Here is an 18,758-nt window from a genome sequence, read left to right on the forward strand (position 1 = left end):
ATAAATAAGAATCTAACGAAATAGGTGACTCATGGCACGCGAAATTCTTACTGTAGTAGAAACAGTTAGTAATGAAAAGGGTGTACCTCGTGATGCAATTTTTGAAGCGCTTGAACAGGCTCTAGTTGCAGCAACTAAAAAGAAATTTTATGAAGGTACTCACTCTGAAGAAGCACGTTTACGTGTAGAGATTGACCGTAAAACAGGCGACTATAGTACTTTCCGTCAGTGGGAAGTTGTAGCCGATGAAGATCATGAAATGCCTGCATGCCAAGATGCGATTTCTGATGTAGATCCTGCAAAATGGTCAATTGGTGATATTCGTGAATTAGAAGTTGAGTCTATCGACTTCGGACGTATTGCTGCACAGATTGCAAAACAAGTTATTGTTCAAAAAATTCGTGAAGCTGAGCGTGCTTTAATTGCTGATGCTTATGAAGCTAAAGTTGGTGAGCTGATCTACGGTGAAGTTAAAAAACAAACCAAAGATGGTTTCATTATTGACTTAGGCGAAAATGCTGAAGCATATCTTGCACGTGAAGAAATGATTGCAAAAGAAATTCTTCGTCCTAAGCAACGTGTAAATGCAATTTTATATAGCGTGAACCGTGAAGGTCGTGGTGCACAATTGTTGTTATCACGCTCTAAGCCAGAAATGCTTATTTCATTAATGACAAAAGAAATTCCTGAAATTTCTGAAGAAATTATTGAAATTAAAGCGGCTGCGCGTCAGCCGGGTGTTCGTGCTAAAATTGCTGTTAAAACAAACGATCACCGTATTGATCCTGTGGGTGCTTGTATTGGTATGCGTGGTACGCGTATTCAAGCAGTTCAGTCAGAGCTAAATGGTGAGCGTATTGATGTAGTTGTATGGTCTGATGATCCAGCTCAATATATTGCAAGTGCTTTAGAGCCTGCTGATGTATCGGGTATTGTGATTGATGAAGAAGAACGTACAGCAGATATTATTTTTGCAACAAGCGATCAACTAGCTCGTGCAATCGGTTCTCAAGGTCAAAACGTTCGTTTGGCTTCAGAGTTGACTGGCTACAAGTTAAATATGATGCTTGAAGAAGAATATCGTGCTCGTCAGCAAAATGAAGCTCAACAGTATTTAGATATGTTTGTTGGTCGTCTTGAGATTGCTGAAGATCTTGCAATGGCATTAGTTGAAATGGGCTTCACTTCATTAGAAGAGATTGCTTATGTACCAGCTGAAACATTTGATGAGATCGAATTAGATTCTGAAGTTGTAGAAATGCTACAAAGTCGTGCTAAGGAAGTAACTTTAGCTGATGCATTGAAACAACAAGAGAATATTCAAGATCCTAGTGATGAACTTCTAGCAATGGAAGGGATGACACAAGAGATCGCCTATGCGCTTGCTGCTCGTGGTGTGGTAACAATTGATGATCTTGCTGATCAGGCAACTGATGATATCGAAGATATTGACGGTTTAGGTGCTGAAAAAGCAGGTCAACTCATTATGAAAGCGCGCGAATCATGGTTTAACTAGGAGGTAATATATGACGGACAAGTCGATTAAAGAGTTGGCTATCAGCGTGAATCGTAGCGTTGAAAAGCTCCTGGAACAGGTTCGTGATGCTGGCTTACCGCAACGTAAAGCTGACGATATTATTTCCACTGAACAACAAGATGCCCTAGTAAACCATTTGAAGAAAATTCATGGTCAAGACACAGGCAATGCAGGACAAATCACGTTGAAACGTAAAACTACGAGTACTGCTAAAGTGGCAAGTACATCAGGTAAAGCAAAAACAATTAATGTAGAAGTTCGTAAGAAGCATACATTTGTTAAGCCAGATCCTGAGCAAATTAAAGCAGAAGCTTTAGCGAAAGCTCAAGCTGATGAACAAGCAAAACAATCAGTTCAAAATGTTGCTGAAAAACCAGCAGCTAAAACTGAAGCACCAGCTCAAGGCGCATCTAAAGCAAAACAAGCTTTAGAAGCTATGCGCGCTGCTGCTAAGCAAGAAACTGCTAAACAAGAAGTACCTAAAGCTGCTGTTGTTGTTAAGCGTAAATCTACAAACAAACCTGTGGTTAAAGCCCAAGTTAAACAAGTAGAAACACCTGAGCAAAAACGCGCACGTGAAGCTGAAGCTGCTAAATTAAAAGCAGTTGAAGAAGCAGCACGTCGTAAATCGGCTGAAGAAGCACAACAACGTACACTTGAGCAAATGCGTCAAATGGCGTCTAAGTATTCTTCAGAAGATACAACTGCAACAATTCGTGTTGTAGACGACTCTCCACTTGCTGCTGGTCTTGTTGGTCAAGCATATGAAGATTCATTTGCGAAAGAAGACCGCGAAATTAAACGTGGTACGAATACTCCAACTGCACGTGCACCGAAAAAAGGTGGTCGTCGTGGTCAGGAAGAGCAAAGCTTTAGCAAGCAGCCTAAACGTGGTTTGAAAACAAGCCAAGCGGGCAAACACGGCTTTGAAAAACCTGTTAAAAAACAAGTTTACGATGTTGAAATTGGTGAAACGATTGTTGTTGCAGACTTAGCTGCAAAAATGGCAGTTAAGGTTCGTGAAGTAATTAAATCACTTATGAAAATGGGTGAGCTTGTTACTCAAAACCAAGCAATTGACCAAGAAATTGCTGCACTTGTCGTAGAAGAAATGGGTCATAACCCAGTTCGTGTATCTGATACTCAAGCTGAAGATAACTTACTTGAGAAAGCTGAAGAAGCACGTGGTGCGCAAACAACGCGTGCACCTGTTGTTACAATCATGGGTCACGTTGACCATGGTAAAACATCGCTTCTTGACCGTATTCGTCGTGCAAAAGTTGCTCAAGGCGAAGCGGGCGGTATTACACAGCATATCGGTGCTTACCATGTTACAACTGATAAAGGTATCATCACTTTCCTAGATACTCCGGGACACGCAGCATTTACTGCAATGCGTTCACGTGGTGCTAAAGCGACAGATATCGTAGTATTGGTTGTAGCGGCTGATGATGGTGTAATGCCACAAACTGCTGAAGCAATTGATCATGCTCGTGCTGCAGGTACGCCAATTATTGTTGCTATCAACAAAATGGACAAAGAATCTGCAGATCCAGATCGCGTATTGAACGAATTAACAACGAAAGAAATCGTACCTGAACAATGGGGCGGTGATGTTCCAGTTGCTATGGTTTCAGCACACTCAGGTGCAGGTATCGATGAACTTCTTGACTTGATTTCAATTCAAGCTGAACTTCTTGAGCTTAAAGCTTCTGAAGAAGGTGCTGCACAAGGTGTTGTAATTGAAGCTCGTGTTGATAATAGCCGTGGTGCTGTAACGTCGATTCTTGTTCAAAACGGTACATTGAAAGTAGGTGATCTTGTTCTTGCAGGTGCATCTTATGGTCGTGTACGTGCAATGACTGATGAAAATGGTCAACGTATCAAATCTGCGGGTCCATCTATTCCTGTAGAAATTTTAGGTCTTCCAGAAGCGCCAATGGCGGGTGATGAAGTTCTTGTTGTTGATGATGAGAAGAAAGCACGTGAAGTTGCTGAAGCTCGTTTAGATCGTGAACGTCAAAAACGTCTTGAACGTCAATCTGCAATGCGTCTAGAAAACTTAATGGCTTCTATGGGCAAAAAAGATGTACCTATCGTGAACGTTGTTCTTAAGACTGACGTACGTGGTACATTGGAAGCATTGATTGTTGCGCTTTCTGAATTGTCTACTGATGAAGTTAAAGTTCGTGTAATTAGTTCTGGTGTTGGTGCAATTACCGAGTCAGATGTAATTCTTGCTGAATCTTCTGAAGCGATTCTTCTTGGTTTCAACGTGCGTGCAGATAATGCAGCTCGTCAAAAATCAGATGCTGATGACATCGACATTCGTTACTACTCAATCATTTACCAATTGATTGATGATGTGAAAGCTGCAATGAGCGGTAAACTTGCTCCAGAACACCGTGAGACTATCTTGGGTGTTGCTGAAGTGCGTGAAGTATTCCACTCTAGTAAATTTGGTGCTGCTGCAGGTTGTATGGTACTTGAAGGTACATTACATCGTAACAAACCAATTCGTGTCCTTCGTGATGACGTTGTTGTCTTCCAAGGTGAACTTGAATCATTACGTCGTTATAAAGAAGTGGTTGAAGAAGTTCGTGCGGGTATGGAATGTGGTCTTGCAGTTAAAGGCTATAAAGACATCAAACCACAAGATAAGATCGAAGTGTATGATGTTAAATTAATTAAACGGAGTCTTTAATGGCGGGTAGTCAACGTCTAAAGCGTATGGCGGATACAGTACAACGCGAGTTGTCTGAGCTTATCCGTCAGGAGCTTAAAGATCCACGCTTAGGTGGTCTTGTGACCATCTCTGCCGTGAAGGTTAGCCCAGACTTAGGATATGCCGAAGTTTATGTCACAGTAATGGGACGTGAACTTGGTGATGACCAAAATGAAGAAGCAAATAAAGAAACTTTAGATGTATTGAATAAAGCATCTGGTTTTTTACGTCATGAATTAGGGCATCGTATTAAGACGCGTATTACACCGCGCTTACGTTTCCATTATGATAAGACGAATGCTTATGGTAACTATATGTTTGGTCTAATTGCTGAAGCTGTAAAGGATTTACCTCCTGCTGAAGCTAAGCAAGATGATGAATAATTTGTAAGAATAAAAAAGCCACCTTAGGGTGGCTTTTTTATTGAGGTCAAACGCTATTTAGAGTTAACGCTTTTTAGTGAATATCATCTTTAGTAGATTTACTTTTAGCGTGAAATGCACGACGACGTGTACGTTGCCAAGGAAGAGGGCGATTAATTGCTTCAGGAACATCACCACTCATTGATCTTAAGCGTAAGTGCAAGGCTGCTTGTGCCATTAAATTTGCAGATACTGGTGCGGTAATAAATGCAAATAATGTAATTAATATTTCGGCAAAACCAAATCTACCCTGAAAGGCAGAATAAATAATTGCTGCAATTAAAAAACTACCTAAACCTAATGTGCTTGATTTTGTTGGAGCATGTAGGCGCATAAATAAGTCAGGAAGTCTGACCATACCAATACTACCGATCAGCATAAATAACGAGCCAATAATTAAAAATACTGAAACAAGAATTTCCATCACGAGTTGCATAGTTTCTACTCCTAATCAATTACATGGCCAGATGTAAAATATCTAGCTAAAGCAGTAGTTGAAACGAAACCAAGCATGGCAACCAATAGTGCACCTTCAAATAATGATGTACTTGCCCAATAAATACCTAAAACTACAATTAAACAAATAGCATTAAGGAATAAGGTATCCAAAGCTAATAAGCGATCGACAATAGATGGACCCATAATGAGGCGAATCAGACATAAAAGCATAGAGATGGTAATTGCAACCATGCAAATACTTAAAGCATACGGCAATATACTCATGTGTTATCTCCTACTTTTACGCCAAATATACGTATTAAAGGTTGTTCGTATCGCTCTTTAATCGTTTTAATTTCACTTTCAATGTCATCTGTATTTAAAGCATGAACTAAAATATCACAACGATCTTGGTCAATACCTGCGGTAACGGTACCTGGTGTTGTGGTGATAATCATCGCAAGAAGAGAGTTTACTTCTTCATGTTTTGTATCTAAAGGAACACGGAACCATTTTGGGTGTACATTTTTTGTTGGTCCAAGCACAAGTTTAGCAACATTGATATTACAGACAACAATATCCCAAACAACAACAAAGAAAAGTTTAAGTGCTTCTAACCAATTAATATTTGGCGTGCGATCGATAAACGGACTAAGTAGTTTTGGAATGGCAAAAGCAAGTAGCAGTGCCATAATGAGAGTTGCTGCATCTAGGCTTTGAGCAAGCATGATCCAACTCAAACCACAAAGTACAGAAACTAAGGGGTGGGGGAACCAACGATCAACAAAAGAAATTTTTTGCATATTATGGCTCCTCAGTTGGTTTAAGTTGATCTATTTCAGGATGATCATCTTGAGTGCGCTGTTCAATAATTTGACGTTTTTTGAACTCTGAAATATGCTGCCCCTTTAGTGTTTCCTCAGAAATAATATAAGGAATGAGGTGTGCATTTGGATCAACCGTTTCACCACCATATTTAGTTTCTGGTAAGTTTTCTGCATCAAAGGGTTGAACGCTAATAAACTTGCCATGTTCATCTTTTTTCAGGAACGTTGATTCATATAAAGCATTGTTTTGAATTTGTGCCGCAGTATTTGAAATGTATTGATAAATAGGATTTGCAAATACGACATAAAGAACTAAGCCTGAAAGTAGAACATAAATTGCATAATCGTTACGTTTTGGAGCAGTGCTAGGTAATGCTTGGTATTGTGCATATTCAGGTTTTTTAGGGTCACTCTCAGGCTTAGTTGCGCGCCAGAAAAGAATAAAACCTACTCGTGTAAATGCAATAATACTGAGTAAACTAACCACTAAAACCGTAATGATAATAATCAATTGGTATGGTGAATGAGCAGTTGCTTGTAAAAGGAAAACTTTACCAAAGAAGCCACTGAATGGTGGAAGACCTGCCAACATTAACGCAATAATAAAGTAGCTTATAGATACAACTTTATGTTGTTTCATTTGTGGTGCAATTTTAAAGTGATCTTTAAACTCGCCACGTTGAGAGGTAATCCAACCTGCTAACAAGTAAAATGCTGCACCAATAATTGTACTATGAACTAAGTAATACAATGCAGCAGCCCATGCTTGTGTATTAAATAGTGAAATTGCAATTAAGATTGTACCTATAGATGACAAAATCATAAAACCAACCAAACGTCTTAAACGTTCAGCACCAATGGCACAAATTGCACCATAAAGTGAGGTAATTAGACCGATAGGTAGCAATAAATTTTGCAGAATTGAGCGACTTAATTCATCATCAAATACAGTACCATTTACGCGTAAAATTGAGTAAATACCCACTTTAGTCATAATGGTAAAAATGGCTGCTACAGGTGTGGTTGCGACTGCATAAGTTTTTGGAAGCCAGAAACCGACAGGTAACATGGCTGCTTTAATACCAAATACAACAAATAAGAGTAAGCCACCAGCAACAGCAAGACGGTGTTGATCCGCTTCTAACAGAGGCATTAGACGTGCTACATCTGCCATGTTTAGGCTACCTACACTGCCATAAATCATACCTAAACCAATAAGGAATAAGGCAGAAGCAAGAAGGTTGATGGTGACGTAATGAATGCCGAGTTGGAATCTTGCTCGGCCTTGTCCATGAAGAAGCAGGACATACGATGCCATAAGCAAAATTTCAAAGAATACGAATAAGTTAAATAAATCGCCTGTTAGGAATGCACCACAAAGTCCCATGAGTAAAAAATGGAACATGACATGGAAATATCGACCACGTTCATCCCACTCTTTACTTGCATACCACATAACTGGAACCGCAAGAGAGTAGGTGAGTACCAACATAAACGCAGAAAGCTGATCGAGTACAAGTACAATACCAAATGGCGCAGCCCATTCACTCAAGTTGTAAACAGAAACTTGCCCACTGCTTGCAAATATTAAGTAGCTAATAGCAGTAAATAGACCAAGAGCAGAAGAAATATAGCTAATGCCGCGACGCCATGGTTGGCGCCAGTCATGTGCTAAAGAGCCTGAACCTGGGTTACCTAAAAGCACAAGAATAAATGCAGTAAATGCAGGAATTAAAATACTAAAAATAGGTGTGTGCTGTGTCCAAAATTGGAGGATGTCAGTCATTATGGCTCATCCTCGCGTGGGTCAATTTGTGGTATTTCTTCTTTGGAGTCAACGTGGTCTGTTCCTGTTTCAAAACGACTGCGTAATGCAAGTTGAACAATAAATGCAGTAGTTGCAAAACCAATAACAATAGCTGTTAAAACTAGAGCTTGAGGGAGGGGGTCTGTAACGCGTTCAGTCGCTGTAAGTACCGCAGGCGCATTCATTTGAATACGACCCATGGCAAATAAAAATAAGTTAACTGCATAACCAATCATGGCTAAGCCCAAAACCACAGGAAAAGTACGTGCTCGAAGTATTAAGTAAATACCTGTTGCAGCGAGTAATCCTATTGAAGAGGCAAGTAAAAATTCTAAGCTAATCATATTTTACCCCTTCGGAACTGGACCAGTAATACTGGTATGACGTGAGTCACCAAGTACGGAAATCATTAACATAGTTGCGCCAACAACAGTGATATAAACACCTAAGTCGAAAATAGCGGCGGATGCTAAATGCATTTCACCTAAAATTGGTGGGTTAACATAGATGTGTGCGCTGGTGAGGAATGGTCGCCCCCAAAGCCATGCAGCAATACCTGAAAGTCCTGCAATGACTAAACCAACACCAATCCAAATTTCGTATAAACGCCCAGATTTAGCTTTTAATAAGCGTTCAGCTTGATCTTGACCCAAAGCAATATATTGAATAACAAGAGCAAGAGATGTAATTAAACCTGCAATAAATCCACCGCCAGGTAGGTTATGACCACGGAGGAAGATATATAAACTTACGACAAGTGCTAAAGCTAAAATCCATGAAGACGTGATACGGAACATCAGCGGAGATGGATTAAAGCGATAGGTTAGACCTTGTGTAGTTGTGGTTCCGTGCGTACGCATACCATCCATTAAACAAAGTGCACCAATTGCAGCAATACCTAATACGGTAATTTCACCAAAGGTATCAAAGCCACGGAAATCGACTAAAATTACGTTTACAACGTTTGTACCACCACCCAATGGAATGGCTTGTTGCATAAAGAACCATGAAATTGAATTGTGATCACGAGTCAAAATCAGCCATGTAATCCATGTAATACCTACACCACCAGAAATGGCAAGTAATGCATCTCTCCAACGTCTAGGTACTGAAGATTCATAAGGCGTGAGTTGTGGTAACAACGATAAGCTCATAAGAAGTAGAACTGTTGTTACAACATCAACTGTAATTTGAGTCAGTGCAAGATCCGGTGCAGAGAAGCATACGAATACCATGGTCACAACTAAACCTACAGCACCACTAATTAAAATTGCTTTAATACGTTCGTGATGGAACCATAACATCATCCAGCATGAAGAGAACAATAATAACCAAAGCACAATCGCAATTGCGGGTGCATGAGATAATTCGCGAGTACCTGTTGTGATGCCTGAATTAAATAGAGGTAAAGCAACAACAATGATGCTGAAAAGTACAATCCATAAAAGGTAACTTTGTAGCTTTCCATTTTCAGTTGCACGTTTAAACTTTCGAGCATTGAGTAATAAATGTTTTAGGAATAGGTCAAAGAGAACTTTTCCTTGGAATTTACCTAAATAAGGGTCTAAATCAATTTCACGAATTTTGCCACCTTTCGCTAAAGAGAAATAGAAACCAATACCACCAATTAATGCAATTGCACTCATGAGTAATGGTGCATTAAACCCATGCCAAATGGCAATATGGACACCTTCAAAGCTTGCGATTTGGGTGCTGGCTTGCGTTGTACTATTAATAATATTTTGAATGAGTAGCGCAGGGAAAATACCCACTAAAATACATAAAATTGCAAGTAATGTTGCAGGTGCTCTCATGCCAAAAGCAGGCTCATGAGCATTTTTATTAGGAACATCTTTGCCCACGGGACCATCAAAAAATACACCGTGAACAAGACGTACAGAGTATGCGACTGCAAAAATACCAGCAAGTGTTGCAACAATCGCTGAAATTACCATTACAGGACCTGATAAATTCGCAAGCAACTCGGTAAAGAACATTTCTTTAGACAAGAAGCCATTGGTCAGCGGAACACCTGCCATAGAGGCAGCAGTGATCATAGTTAAGGTTGCAGTAAAAGGAAGTAGTTGCCATAAACCACTAAGTTTACGTAAATCACGTGTACCAGATTCGTGGTCAACAATACCTGCAATCATGAACAATGCCGCTTTAAATGTGGCATGGTTGATAATATGGAAAATAGCCGCGGCAACAGCAAGGGGAGAGCCAATACCAAGTAAGCAAACAATAAGACCTAAATGGCTAATCGTTGAGTAAGCCAATAAACCTTTTAAATCTTCTTTAAATATGGCAAAGAAGGCCGCCATACATAACGTAAATAATCCAATAAAGGTCACAAGGTTGTGGTAAAGCGCGGCACCTGCAAAAATTGGAAGTAAACGTGCAAGTAAGAAAATACCAGCTTTTACCATAGTTGCAGAGTGCAAATAAGCCGATACAGGTGTTGGTGCTGCCATTGCATTTGGTAACCAAAAGTGGAATGGGAACTGCGCACTTTTAGTAAAAGCACCAAGTAAAATGAGTAAAAGTGTTGGAACAAATAAAGGACTTTCTTGGATTTGTTCTGCCATACCTAAAATTTGATCGATTTGGTATGTGCCAGTAATTTGTCCTAATAAAATAAAACCACCCAGCATGGCAAGCCCACCCATACCTGTAATGGTTAGAGCCATACGTGAGCCGCGTTGAGCCGCATCGTAATTGCTCCAGTAACCTACAAGCAGGAATGAGGAGATACTGGTTAACTCCCAAAACACAAGTAATAGAAGTAAATTATTAGAGAGGGATATACCAAGCATAGCTGCCATAAACAGCATGAGTAATAGGTATAATTTGCTGAGAGAGTTTTTAGGGCTTAAATAATAGTATGCATAAATATAAATGAGGGTACCAATTCCCGTAATAAGAAGGGAGAAAAGTAAACCCAGTGCATCGAGGCGGAAACTTAGATCTATACCTAATTGAGGTAACCACGACCATGTTTGAATGATCGTTTTGCCATTAAATACAGCTTCGGCTTGAGTCAGTAACAAGATTAAGCTTGTAAGACTGACTCCAATAGCACCTAAAGCTGTTACCCCGCGCGAGAATTTCTTCAGCCACGAGACAAGTATTGTGCCTAGTACTAACGGTAACAAGATAATAATCGGTAGCACACTCGTATCCATAGTCGTGATTTAGGTCGAGAAACCTAATGTGAATCTTAATCTTTCAAGGATTATAGGACAGCAAAGAACGATCCAAGTTTCTAAATCTTGAAAGCCAAATGTTGAATCAAAATGAAAAATAAGTTGTATTGCGCAACTTAGGAATGATTGCAAAATCCGATATTTTTACGAAATTTGCAAATAAATCCGATCATATTACAGCCAAAGCACAACATCAATCTTTTTTGATCACATTGGGCACATTATACGCTGACTTCATTTCTCTATGGGCAAGATACATGAATAGATGTTTTAATAAATGTAAGCAAAGACTTAGTTTGAAAAAAAATTACTCAAGTAACTTTTGGTCTGGACTTGTTTGGATGTCGTTTGTTAGTAATGTGATGAGGTCTTTTAGTTGTTCATCATTCAATTTTTCATGAATAAATTGATAAATACTTTGTGGTGTTTCAACACTACCGTGTAAAGCTTCAAGATCATTTGAAATATTGAGATCTTCATTTGTGGTTAAATTTTGATAAATTTCATCAAATTCAACTGTAAATTGTGGTGGCATTATCGGATGTAATTGTTGGTTTTCTAACTGTAAGCATTGATAGTCAGATGCTTGTTCTAATAATTCTGCTCGATTACCTGTCGCAATCATTTGTAAATGTGGAAATGCTTGATTGAGCCGAGCCAAAATAGTCGTACATTCATCTTGATCAAGCTGTTGGTCAATTTCATCAATTAATAAGATGCCATCGCCTTCTAAACATGGGTAAAGGCTTGATGGATTTAGTAAACACATACGACGAACAATATCTCCAACCAAAGCAATCCAATTTTTTAAACTATTAGAAAGTTGTTGGAACATCATGGTTTTACCTTGATACGTTACCATGAGTTGTAGTTTTGGTAGGTATTGCACATAAATATTACTAAGTTCAGGAAATATGATGGCAAGCGTATCTTTTAGCGCAGATAAGCTAGGTGCATGCATTTGGTTATAAGCATGAATAAGCGCTGCGCTTAAATCTTGATGTCGGTCGCTACTTTTTTGGCTTGAAATTAAACGATTTACAAGATCTGTAGTTTGGGCATTTTCAATGTCTGAAATTTCACGAAACCATTCAAAAAAACGTGAAAAAGTTGTGTACTGAATTGTGGTAATTTCATAAGCATTTCCTGCTTGAAAAATAGCAGGATTGTTTTTATTGGTTAAATTTATTTCATGAACAAAACGCTCTGAAGGGTAATATGCAATAAGTGGTAAGCCTTGTAATGGATCTAGTTGAGCTGCCTTTTGATAAAGCGCAACAAGTTTTTCTAATTTTTGTGTTTCAACTTTGCTATGACCTGTTAAGGCTTTCGTTTTTGTTTTGTAAAGTTGCCAATCGCATATTTGAGTTTCAATTTCACATGAATTGATAGATTCGGGCAATGAGCCAATTTCTATTGGCAGATGTACTTTTATATCGATTTTTGCTTGTAGGCGATCTTGTTTAATATCGTGATCAGGTAAAATTGCACCTGCTGTTCGAGCATCTTTATAACGTGCAGAAAACCAAGTGAGTGCAAGAAAGGTAGAGCGCAGTAAAGATGTTTTTCCTGAACCTTGATGGCCTAAAATAAGCGTGATAGGTGCATTGTGATATTCAAAATTTATTTTAGTATCGGTAAAGTGAGTGATGTGCTTGAACTGTATAGATTTTATTTTCATAGAACACCTGCATGAATTATACGACAGCTTTACGTAAGGACATTGGCATTTTAATTTTGAGTTGTTGAACCAAGTCGTAAATATGATGAATATTTAAACTTAACTTAGCACGAGTACATGCGACGTATAACAAACGTAATTCTTCATCGCTAATTTTAAAGTCTTTATCGTTCAGTCTAAATTGGTAGTCATCTTCAATATGAACACGATTCCATTCTAAACCTTTGGCTTTATGCGCAGTCGAAATAATATAATCCGCCTGATCGATAGGCGTAATTTTCGCTAAAGCACGTTTAAGTGGATCTGTTCCATGATCATCTACAAGTTTGACCAATGGCTTAATGTCGCTACCATCATTTGTTTCACAATATTCGTGAACATCGTGCCACGAATTAAACCAAGCCAATTCAGGAACATCAGTTACACGTTTGCCTTGTTTGAGCATACTTGCTGCATCAACAAATTTATTTAATCGAACATGATCGGCTTGCAAACTGACTTTGTCGCCATGAACTAAACCTGAAAGTAAAAGTTCCATTGCACGCGCATTGGTACGGCATAAAATAGCATCACGCATTTTAGTGTGTGGTTTATTCACAACTTTAGAATTTAACTGTGGATTACCCAATAAAGGCACAGTTTCATTCAATGCACCTAAAATGGCATTTGCATTGAGTGCAATTTCTTCACCAAAACGAAAAGATGTGGTTAAGCGTGATTCTGGTAAAGGCAATTGTTGCATGGCATTGACTGCGCCGCGCCACGCATAAATTTGCTGATGTGCATCACCTACATAAATAACTTGAGAATTACGTTGTTTCAGTAAAATTCCAAGCATGAGAGGGTCAGCATCTTGTGCTTCATCAAATAAAACATAGTCAGATGGAATATTGGGTTCAGACAATGCCCAAAGTTTTAAATAAATATCGTGCCCAATGCCTGCTTGATGATTGGGATCGATCGATTCTAACCAACGACGTTCAACAGCTTTATATAAATGTGCTTGTAGCGTTGGAATATCATCTGGATGTAACCAACTTGGTGCTTGAATATGACGTGGAGCAGGGTATTGCGAACTGGTAGAGCAAAAATAGCTCACTGTATTTGCCACTAAACTTGCTAAACGTGACGGCATTAAAACGTATTTTTCATAACGTCCGCCCATCATTCTACGAAGTGTAATCGGCTCTAAGCGATATTCTTTCGCAATAAAACTTGGGCTTAAACGTGGCAGGCGAAGTTTGTCGGTTACTCCACGTGGAACGCTTCTATAGGCTAAGGAGTGAAAGGTTCGGCAATCAACATTTCTATGAAATTTACTTTGCGCTTCTGCTGCAATGGTTTTGTTAAATGCGAGATACATGCCACGTCTTTGTGGCATAGCATCGCTAATCATTTGTAAAGTTGTAGTTTTACCTGTGCCTGCATAGGCAATAACTTTAAAAGATTTCCCTAGGCGAGCGTTATCAATAGCAGTTGCTTGTTCATAGGTCGCATTGGGTTTGTTATTTTCAGACACAGATAATTTACTTTTAATTAATGTTGACGATTTGCTTTTTCAACCAAGCCAGATAAACCTTGACGACGCGCAAGTTCGTTAAGTACCAATTGAACATCTAAATCGAAATAGCCAAGCATTACAATGGTATGGAACCAAAGATCTGCAACTTCATAAATCACATCATTTTTATTGTCTTCATTGGCTTTTGCATCAAAATCTTTGGCAGAAATAATGGTTTCAACGCTTTCTTCGCCTACTTTTTCTAAAATTTTGTTTAAACCTTTATGGTAAAGCTTTGCGACATAAGATGAATCAGGATCGGCTTTTTTACGCTCTGCCATCATTTTGCCTAAATAAGACAATACATCGACTTGTTCAGATTTTGCAGTTGAGGCATTCATTGCAAGCGTATGTGGATTTACAGATTTTTCACCATAAATTTGGTTCGGGTCTTTAATTTGAGCGTCTACAATTTCCCAGCCATTTGGCGTAAGTTTGCGGTAGAAGCAAGATTCACGACCTGTATGGCAGGCAATTCCGCCGTGTTGCTCAATTTGAAGCACAATAACGTCTGCATCGCAGTCTAAACGAATTTCATGAACTGTTTGGAAGTGTCCAGATTCTTCGCCTTTGTGCCACAACTTATTGCGTGAACGAGAGAAGTAAACCGCTTGGTTTTTTTCAGCCGTTAAGGTTAAAGCTTCACGGTTCATCCACGCAACCATAAGCACACGACCCGTTTGATGATGCTGTGCAATAGCAGGCACTAAGCCTTGTTCGTTAAATTTTACTTCATCGAGCCATTGCACATTATTCATGAGTATTTCACCAAAATATTTTCAAAAAATTAATCAATACGTTTGCCGTATCGTTTCGATAGTGTACGGCATCCGCATCCTTTTAAGGAAATAAATCTTCATCTATTTTTAAATTGATCGTTGCCAAATAGGTCTGATCTTTCGTAAGTTTTGAATAATTTATGATGTTAAACATATTCGATTTTAGATCTGAAATTGTGATAGCCATTTCTTTTCGGAAGCAGGGGATACATGCTTAAAAATGATATTATGGTTTGCAGGCACTAAGTTTTATGAATAATACTTAATATTAATAACTAAAAAAATCCTCATTTCGAGGAAAAAAGGCAACGTATATGAAGAAAATTACGCTACTTGCAACAACTATATTTATAAGCATGTTGTTAACAGCTTGTTATACATTAGATACTTGGAAAAAATTTCCAGTCAATGAAAAAAAAGAAACATTTCATATGATTCAAGAAGATCAAGTTGCTGGTTTTGTTAAAGTCATTCAAAAAAATGAACCTACAAAATTTATGGTTGTTGGTCAGAATTATGCTTATTTGATAGAAAATGGGAGTTATCAGATTAATGAGCTTCTGTTGTTATCTTTGAAAAATACAAAGCTCGAAATTATGACGAATTCAAGAGATGGTCTGCAATTAACAGTAGATCCTAAACAACATAAAAACTATGAGTTCAAATCTACTTTAGGGTTTAAATTTACAGTACAACAACCAACGCTACAACAAAAAGAAAGCAGCTATCAATTAGCTGCTTTTTATTTCACAAATCCTGCATAAATTCTGCAAAATTCTGCTTTTCGATCATTTCTAAAAACTCATCGCCTAAACGCTGACTTTCCGCCACACTTTGGTTCCACAACTGAATGCGTTTTTGTTGATCTAAACCCTTTAAAGTAAAGTCTTTACGGTCAGGTAAACGACCTAAAGGTAAAGATGCCAAATACTCTTGAGATGGAGATAGTAATAAAGTTCGTGCTTGATTTTCAGGATTGGATTTTCTGTTTTTAAACATTTTATCGAACCAGCCTGGTGTAATACTGTCGGTAAAATGTGGGTATAAAACAACACCGTTACTTTGGAATGGTAGGTCGATGTGATAATCAATTAAACCGCCATCTCGGTAACTTCCTTTAGGTGCATTTGGAATATTACGAACTGCAGACATTACCCCTGGAATAGATGCAGATGCCATGAGCCAAGGCGTTACATTTTCATTATTTAGGGTTTGGTAGTGGGTAATAAAATCATCATCAACTTTAAATTGTTCACCAATATTGGGCTGACTAATGACGCGTTGCATGAATAAGCGATTATGTTTACGCGCAAGTGCATTACTACTGACAATTCCTGCAACTGAAGCGAGTAAAGGAAGTGATTTATCACTTTGGAAAATATGCTGTGCTTTCACTGAAATGACAGCAAGGTGATAATCGGGATGTTCAACGAGTTGTTGTTCTTTGCCCCGAATTAATTCAAAAAGCATGTTTTTGCAAATATCACCCACTTCTTGGCGCGACATTTTATTGGTGAAATGCAGATTGGTATAAAGTTCAGAAAGTCTTTGAGTTCCTTCTTGTGCGCCCCATGCCAAAATGCTTGCAAAACGCCAACTGCCAATACTTGAGCCAATAACAGTTCTGCGCTGCGGTGCTTGTGTTAGGAAGCGACCAAAAATTGCTTGATCTAAACCTTGAATACCTATGCCTTTCGGGCCACCTGCAGCACCGGGCAGTATATCGACTTGATGTGCATGTAAGCCTTCTTTTGTAATGAGTTTACGTGCAAGATAACCTGCTCTAATATTTAAAGCTCGTGGTTGTTTTTTTAGAATTTGCATAATGAAATATAAATTTGTATAAAAATATTAGTTGAAACTTAATTTAATACAAAATTCGATTAATGATGAGAAAAATCAGGCAAGTTTTTATTTTTTAAGCTATCTTTTAGTTCTAGATTGTTGATTGGTAATGAAAATGACTTCATTTAGAAAAATTATGACGTGGTTCTGTGTGGTATTGCTGCTTGTTGTTGGTATGTTTTGGGCATTTACAGACTCTGAACCAGATGTAACTTTAGAACAAGCACCCATAGAAGAACAAGTGAATTAACATTTAGCAGTCTATTAAACTATCGACGTTATTTAATAGACTGCTTTAGCTTTTAACAATTATTTTGATAATCTAAAAATGGCAAGGAAACTTGCAATTACAAGTAAAACGACCGATACATACCAAGGTGCAATGACCGAAATTGCCAGTAAAATAGCCATAACACTACCAAAAATCCAACTACGTTTTTGCTGATGTTCCATTTGCAAACGCATAGTTTGTAATTCTTGTAATTGTTTTGCTTGCCATGCAGATTGGTTCTTTAAACCGTTGATGCTATCAATCAAAATACTTGGTAAATCTTGTGCACCAAGAAGTAAGTCGGGAATTTGCTGACCTAATTCTTTCATGTTTTTGACAGGATTCATGTTGGTTTTAACCCAATCTGTCAAAATTGGTTTTGCAAGTTGCCAAATATCTAAGTCAGGATATAAGTCTGTACCTAAGCCTTCTACATGAACCAATGTTTTTAGTAAAAGCATAAGTTGTGGTGGAATTTCTAAATGGAAGCGACGTGCAATATCCATCACTTCAAGTAAAATACCTGCAAAATCGAGTTCGCTCATTGGTTTTGAAACCATTGGGCCAACGGTGCGACGCATTTCTCTTGCTAAACCATCCTGATCGGTTCCTGGTGGAATCCAACCTGCTTGGTGCACAATTTGAATGAGTTGCATGAAATTGCTGTTCATTACCGCAAGTAACATTCGTGCAACGGTCATTTGATCGTGTTTAGACAATTCACCCATAATGGCGCAGTCCAACGCGATATAGCGTGGCGCATTTGGATTAATAGTTTCTACAAAAATATTTCCTGGATGCATATCTGCATGGAAAAAGTTATCGCGGAATACTTGGGTAAAGAAAATGGTTAAACCTTTTTCAGCAAGGTCTTTACGATCCATACCCAATTTATCGAATGTTGCTGTATCTGAAATTGGAACGCCTGTAATACGTTCAGCAACCATCACATCTTTGCTATCCATATAAACTTCAGGCACATACATCATGCTTGAGCCTGTGAAGTAATGGCGCATACGACGTGTATTGTCTGCTTCTAAAGTTAAATCGAGTTCTTTAAGAATGATTTGACGATAGTCTTGGATAATTTCAGATAAGTGCAATGCACGTGCTGCTTCTAGACGCTTTTCTAGACGACAACCTAGCCATTCTATAATTTCAAAATCTTGTAAAATTTGCGTACGAATATCGGGGCGTGTCACTTTTACAACAACTTCACGACCATCATGCAATGCCGCTGTATGAACTTGTGCAATAGATGCTGCTGCTAAAGGTTGTTCATCAAAACGAGAAAATAGTGTTGCAACATCTGCTTTAAGTGAATTTTGAATACGTGATTTTACAACGTCTACACCGTATGGTTTTACTTGGTCTTGAAGCAGTGTTAGTTGCTGTAAAACTTCAGGTGGAATGAGGTCACGACGTGTTGAAAGCAACTGTCCCATTTTAATGGCAAGCGGCCCCATATCTTCCAAAGCTTGTTTTAGCTTTAAAGGATTTTTACTTTCTTTGCTTGACCATGCAGCAGGGTGCATGCGGATAATGCTTAAAACATGACGGGCTTTTTCAGGCAATTCATCCGCAGGGAACAACGTGTCGAGTCTATAGTGCGCTGCAATACGCCAAAGTTCGAGTAAACGTGAAACATGCGGAATCATA

16 protein-coding genes are annotated in these 18,758 nt (G+C 38.5%); 5 read left to right on the forward strand and 11 right to left on the reverse strand.

Annotated features, from left to right (window positions below; all coding sequences use genetic code 11):
* The first annotated feature begins 31 nt into the window (after positions 1–31).
* The 3 genes from nusA to AC5YC8_RS09410 are packed head-to-tail and all read left to right on the forward strand — an operon-like array spanning position 32 to position 4,645.
* Positions 32–1,516: a transcription termination factor NusA gene (nusA, locus tag AC5YC8_RS09400; RefSeq protein WP_496116209.1), complete on the forward strand. Its 1,485-nt coding sequence runs from the start codon at positions 32–34 to the stop codon at positions 1,514–1,516.
* A 10-nt stretch (positions 1,517–1,526) separates the two neighbouring features.
* Positions 1,527–4,241, forward strand: a complete 2,715-nt coding sequence (infB, locus tag AC5YC8_RS09405; RefSeq protein WP_496116210.1) for a translation initiation factor IF-2 — start codon at positions 1,527–1,529, stop codon at positions 4,239–4,241.
* Positions 4,241–4,645 carry a ribosome-binding factor A gene (locus AC5YC8_RS09410; RefSeq protein ID WP_496116211.1) on the forward strand — a complete coding sequence of 135 codons (405 nt, stop codon included), beginning with the start codon at positions 4,241–4,243 and terminating at the stop codon, positions 4,643–4,645. Before infB ends, AC5YC8_RS09410 begins: the two co-directional genes overlap by 1 nt.
* 73 nt (positions 4,646–4,718) lie before the next feature.
* Here the strand turns inward: AC5YC8_RS09410 and AC5YC8_RS09415 are convergent, their stop codons facing one another.
* The 9 genes from AC5YC8_RS09415 to hisIE all read right to left on the reverse strand — a co-directional run bounded on the left by AC5YC8_RS09415 (position 4,719) and on the right by hisIE (position 14,962).
* Positions 4,719–5,120, reverse strand: a complete 402-nt coding sequence (locus AC5YC8_RS09415) for a Na+/H+ antiporter subunit G (protein WP_496164329.1) — start codon at positions 5,118–5,120, stop codon at positions 4,719–4,721.
* 11 nt (positions 5,121–5,131) lie between these two features.
* Entirely contained in the window at positions 5,132–5,407 is a 276-nt protein-coding gene (locus AC5YC8_RS09420) for a monovalent cation/H+ antiporter subunit F (RefSeq protein ID WP_496116213.1), read from the reverse strand.
* Entirely contained in the window at positions 5,404–5,925 is a 522-nt protein-coding gene (locus AC5YC8_RS09425) for a Na+/H+ antiporter subunit E (RefSeq protein WP_496164330.1), read from the reverse strand. Before AC5YC8_RS09425 ends, AC5YC8_RS09420 begins: the two co-directional genes overlap by 4 nt.
* A 1-nt stretch (position 5,926) precedes the next feature.
* On the reverse strand, positions 5,927–7,735 hold the full coding sequence (locus AC5YC8_RS09430) for a monovalent cation/H+ antiporter subunit D (RefSeq protein ID WP_496164331.1): 1,809 nt from the start codon (positions 7,733–7,735) through the stop codon (positions 5,927–5,929).
* Positions 7,735–8,100 (reverse strand): Na+/H+ antiporter subunit C, encoded by a 366-nt coding sequence (locus tag AC5YC8_RS09435; RefSeq protein ID WP_496116216.1) that lies wholly within the window; start codon positions 8,098–8,100, stop codon positions 7,735–7,737. The genes AC5YC8_RS09430 and AC5YC8_RS09435 overlap by 1 nt, the downstream gene beginning before the upstream one ends.
* A gap of 3 nt (positions 8,101–8,103) precedes the next feature.
* Positions 8,104–10,941: a monovalent cation/H+ antiporter subunit A gene (locus tag AC5YC8_RS09440; RefSeq protein WP_496164332.1), complete on the reverse strand. Its 2,838-nt coding sequence runs from the start codon at positions 10,939–10,941 to the stop codon at positions 8,104–8,106.
* A 328-nt stretch (positions 10,942–11,269) separates the two neighbouring features.
* Positions 11,270–12,643, reverse strand: a complete 1,374-nt coding sequence (locus AC5YC8_RS09445) for an AAA family ATPase (protein ID WP_496164333.1) — start codon at positions 12,641–12,643, stop codon at positions 11,270–11,272.
* A 16-nt stretch (positions 12,644–12,659) separates the two neighbouring features.
* The gene (locus AC5YC8_RS09450; protein WP_496164334.1) at positions 12,660–14,162 is read right to left on the reverse strand and encodes a UvrD-helicase domain-containing protein; all 1,503 of its coding nucleotides are present in this window, start codon (positions 14,160–14,162) and stop codon (positions 12,660–12,662) included.
* A 17-nt stretch (positions 14,163–14,179) separates the two neighbouring features.
* Positions 14,180–14,962 (reverse strand): bifunctional phosphoribosyl-AMP cyclohydrolase/phosphoribosyl-ATP diphosphatase HisIE, encoded by a 783-nt coding sequence (hisIE, locus tag AC5YC8_RS09455; protein WP_496164335.1) that lies wholly within the window; start codon positions 14,960–14,962, stop codon positions 14,180–14,182.
* Between the two features lie 335 nt (positions 14,963–15,297).
* Between hisIE and AC5YC8_RS09460 the strand changes: the two genes are divergently transcribed.
* Entirely contained in the window at positions 15,298–15,747 is a 450-nt protein-coding gene (locus AC5YC8_RS09460; protein ID WP_496164337.1) for a YidX family protein, read from the forward strand.
* On the opposite strand, the gene AC5YC8_RS09465 is transcribed toward AC5YC8_RS09460, so the two are convergent.
* The gene (locus AC5YC8_RS09465; RefSeq protein WP_496116395.1) at positions 15,731–16,810 is read right to left on the reverse strand and encodes a patatin-like phospholipase family protein; all 1,080 of its coding nucleotides are present in this window, start codon (positions 16,808–16,810) and stop codon (positions 15,731–15,733) included. The two genes, AC5YC8_RS09460 and AC5YC8_RS09465, sit on opposite strands and share 17 nt — an antisense overlap.
* Before the next feature lie 133 nt (positions 16,811–16,943).
* On the opposite strand from AC5YC8_RS09465, the gene AC5YC8_RS09470 reads away from it, so the two are divergent.
* Entirely contained in the window at positions 16,944–17,078 is a 135-nt protein-coding gene (locus AC5YC8_RS09470) for a hypothetical protein (protein WP_496116222.1), read from the forward strand.
* Positions 17,079–17,137: 59 nt separating this feature from the next.
* On the opposite strand, the gene AC5YC8_RS09475 is transcribed toward AC5YC8_RS09470, so the two are convergent.
* Positions 17,138–18,757: an ABC1 kinase family protein gene (locus AC5YC8_RS09475; RefSeq protein ID WP_496116224.1), complete on the reverse strand. Its 1,620-nt coding sequence runs from the start codon at positions 18,755–18,757 to the stop codon at positions 17,138–17,140.
* Position 18,758: the final 1 nt, after the last annotated feature.

It is taken from the genome of Acinetobacter sp. FY731 (genome assembly GCF_059515905.1).

What these genes read in the sequence shown, in the direction of transcription:
- AC5YC8_RS09430 (WP_496164331.1), bottom strand. Translation starts at nt 7,735, where the DNA reads ATGACTGACATCCTCCAATTTTGGACACAGCACACACCTATTTTTAGT.
- AC5YC8_RS09475 (WP_496116224.1), bottom strand. Translation starts at nt 18,757, where the DNA reads ATGATTCCGCATGTTTCACGTTTACTCGAACTTTGGCGTATTGCAGCG.
- AC5YC8_RS09435 (WP_496116216.1), bottom strand. Translation starts at nt 8,100, where the DNA reads ATGATTAGCTTAGAATTTTTACTTGCCTCTTCAATAGGATTACTCGCT.
- AC5YC8_RS09445 (WP_496164333.1), bottom strand. Translation starts at nt 12,643, where the DNA reads ATGAAAATAAAATCTATACAGTTCAAGCACATCACTCACTTTACCGAT.
- AC5YC8_RS09460 (WP_496164337.1), top strand. Translation starts at nt 15,298, where the DNA reads ATGAAGAAAATTACGCTACTTGCAACAACTATATTTATAAGCATGTTG.
- AC5YC8_RS09425 (WP_496164330.1), bottom strand. Translation starts at nt 5,925, where the DNA reads ATGCAAAAAATTTCTTTTGTTGATCGTTGGTTCCCCCACCCCTTAGTT.
- hisIE (WP_496164335.1), bottom strand. Translation starts at nt 14,962, where the DNA reads ATGAATAATGTGCAATGGCTCGATGAAGTAAAATTTAACGAACAAGGC.
- AC5YC8_RS09415 (WP_496164329.1), bottom strand. Translation starts at nt 5,120, where the DNA reads ATGCAACTCGTGATGGAAATTCTTGTTTCAGTATTTTTAATTATTGGC.
- AC5YC8_RS09440 (WP_496164332.1), bottom strand. Translation starts at nt 10,941, where the DNA reads ATGGATACGAGTGTGCTACCGATTATTATCTTGTTACCGTTAGTACTA.
- infB (WP_496116210.1), top strand. Translation starts at nt 1,527, where the DNA reads ATGACGGACAAGTCGATTAAAGAGTTGGCTATCAGCGTGAATCGTAGC.
- AC5YC8_RS09410 (WP_496116211.1), top strand. Translation starts at nt 4,241, where the DNA reads ATGGCGGGTAGTCAACGTCTAAAGCGTATGGCGGATACAGTACAACGC.
- nusA (WP_496116209.1), top strand. Translation starts at nt 32, where the DNA reads ATGGCACGCGAAATTCTTACTGTAGTAGAAACAGTTAGTAATGAAAAG.
- AC5YC8_RS09420 (WP_496116213.1), bottom strand. Translation starts at nt 5,407, where the DNA reads ATGAGTATATTGCCGTATGCTTTAAGTATTTGCATGGTTGCAATTACC.
- AC5YC8_RS09470 (WP_496116222.1), top strand. Translation starts at nt 16,944, where the DNA reads ATGACTTCATTTAGAAAAATTATGACGTGGTTCTGTGTGGTATTGCTG.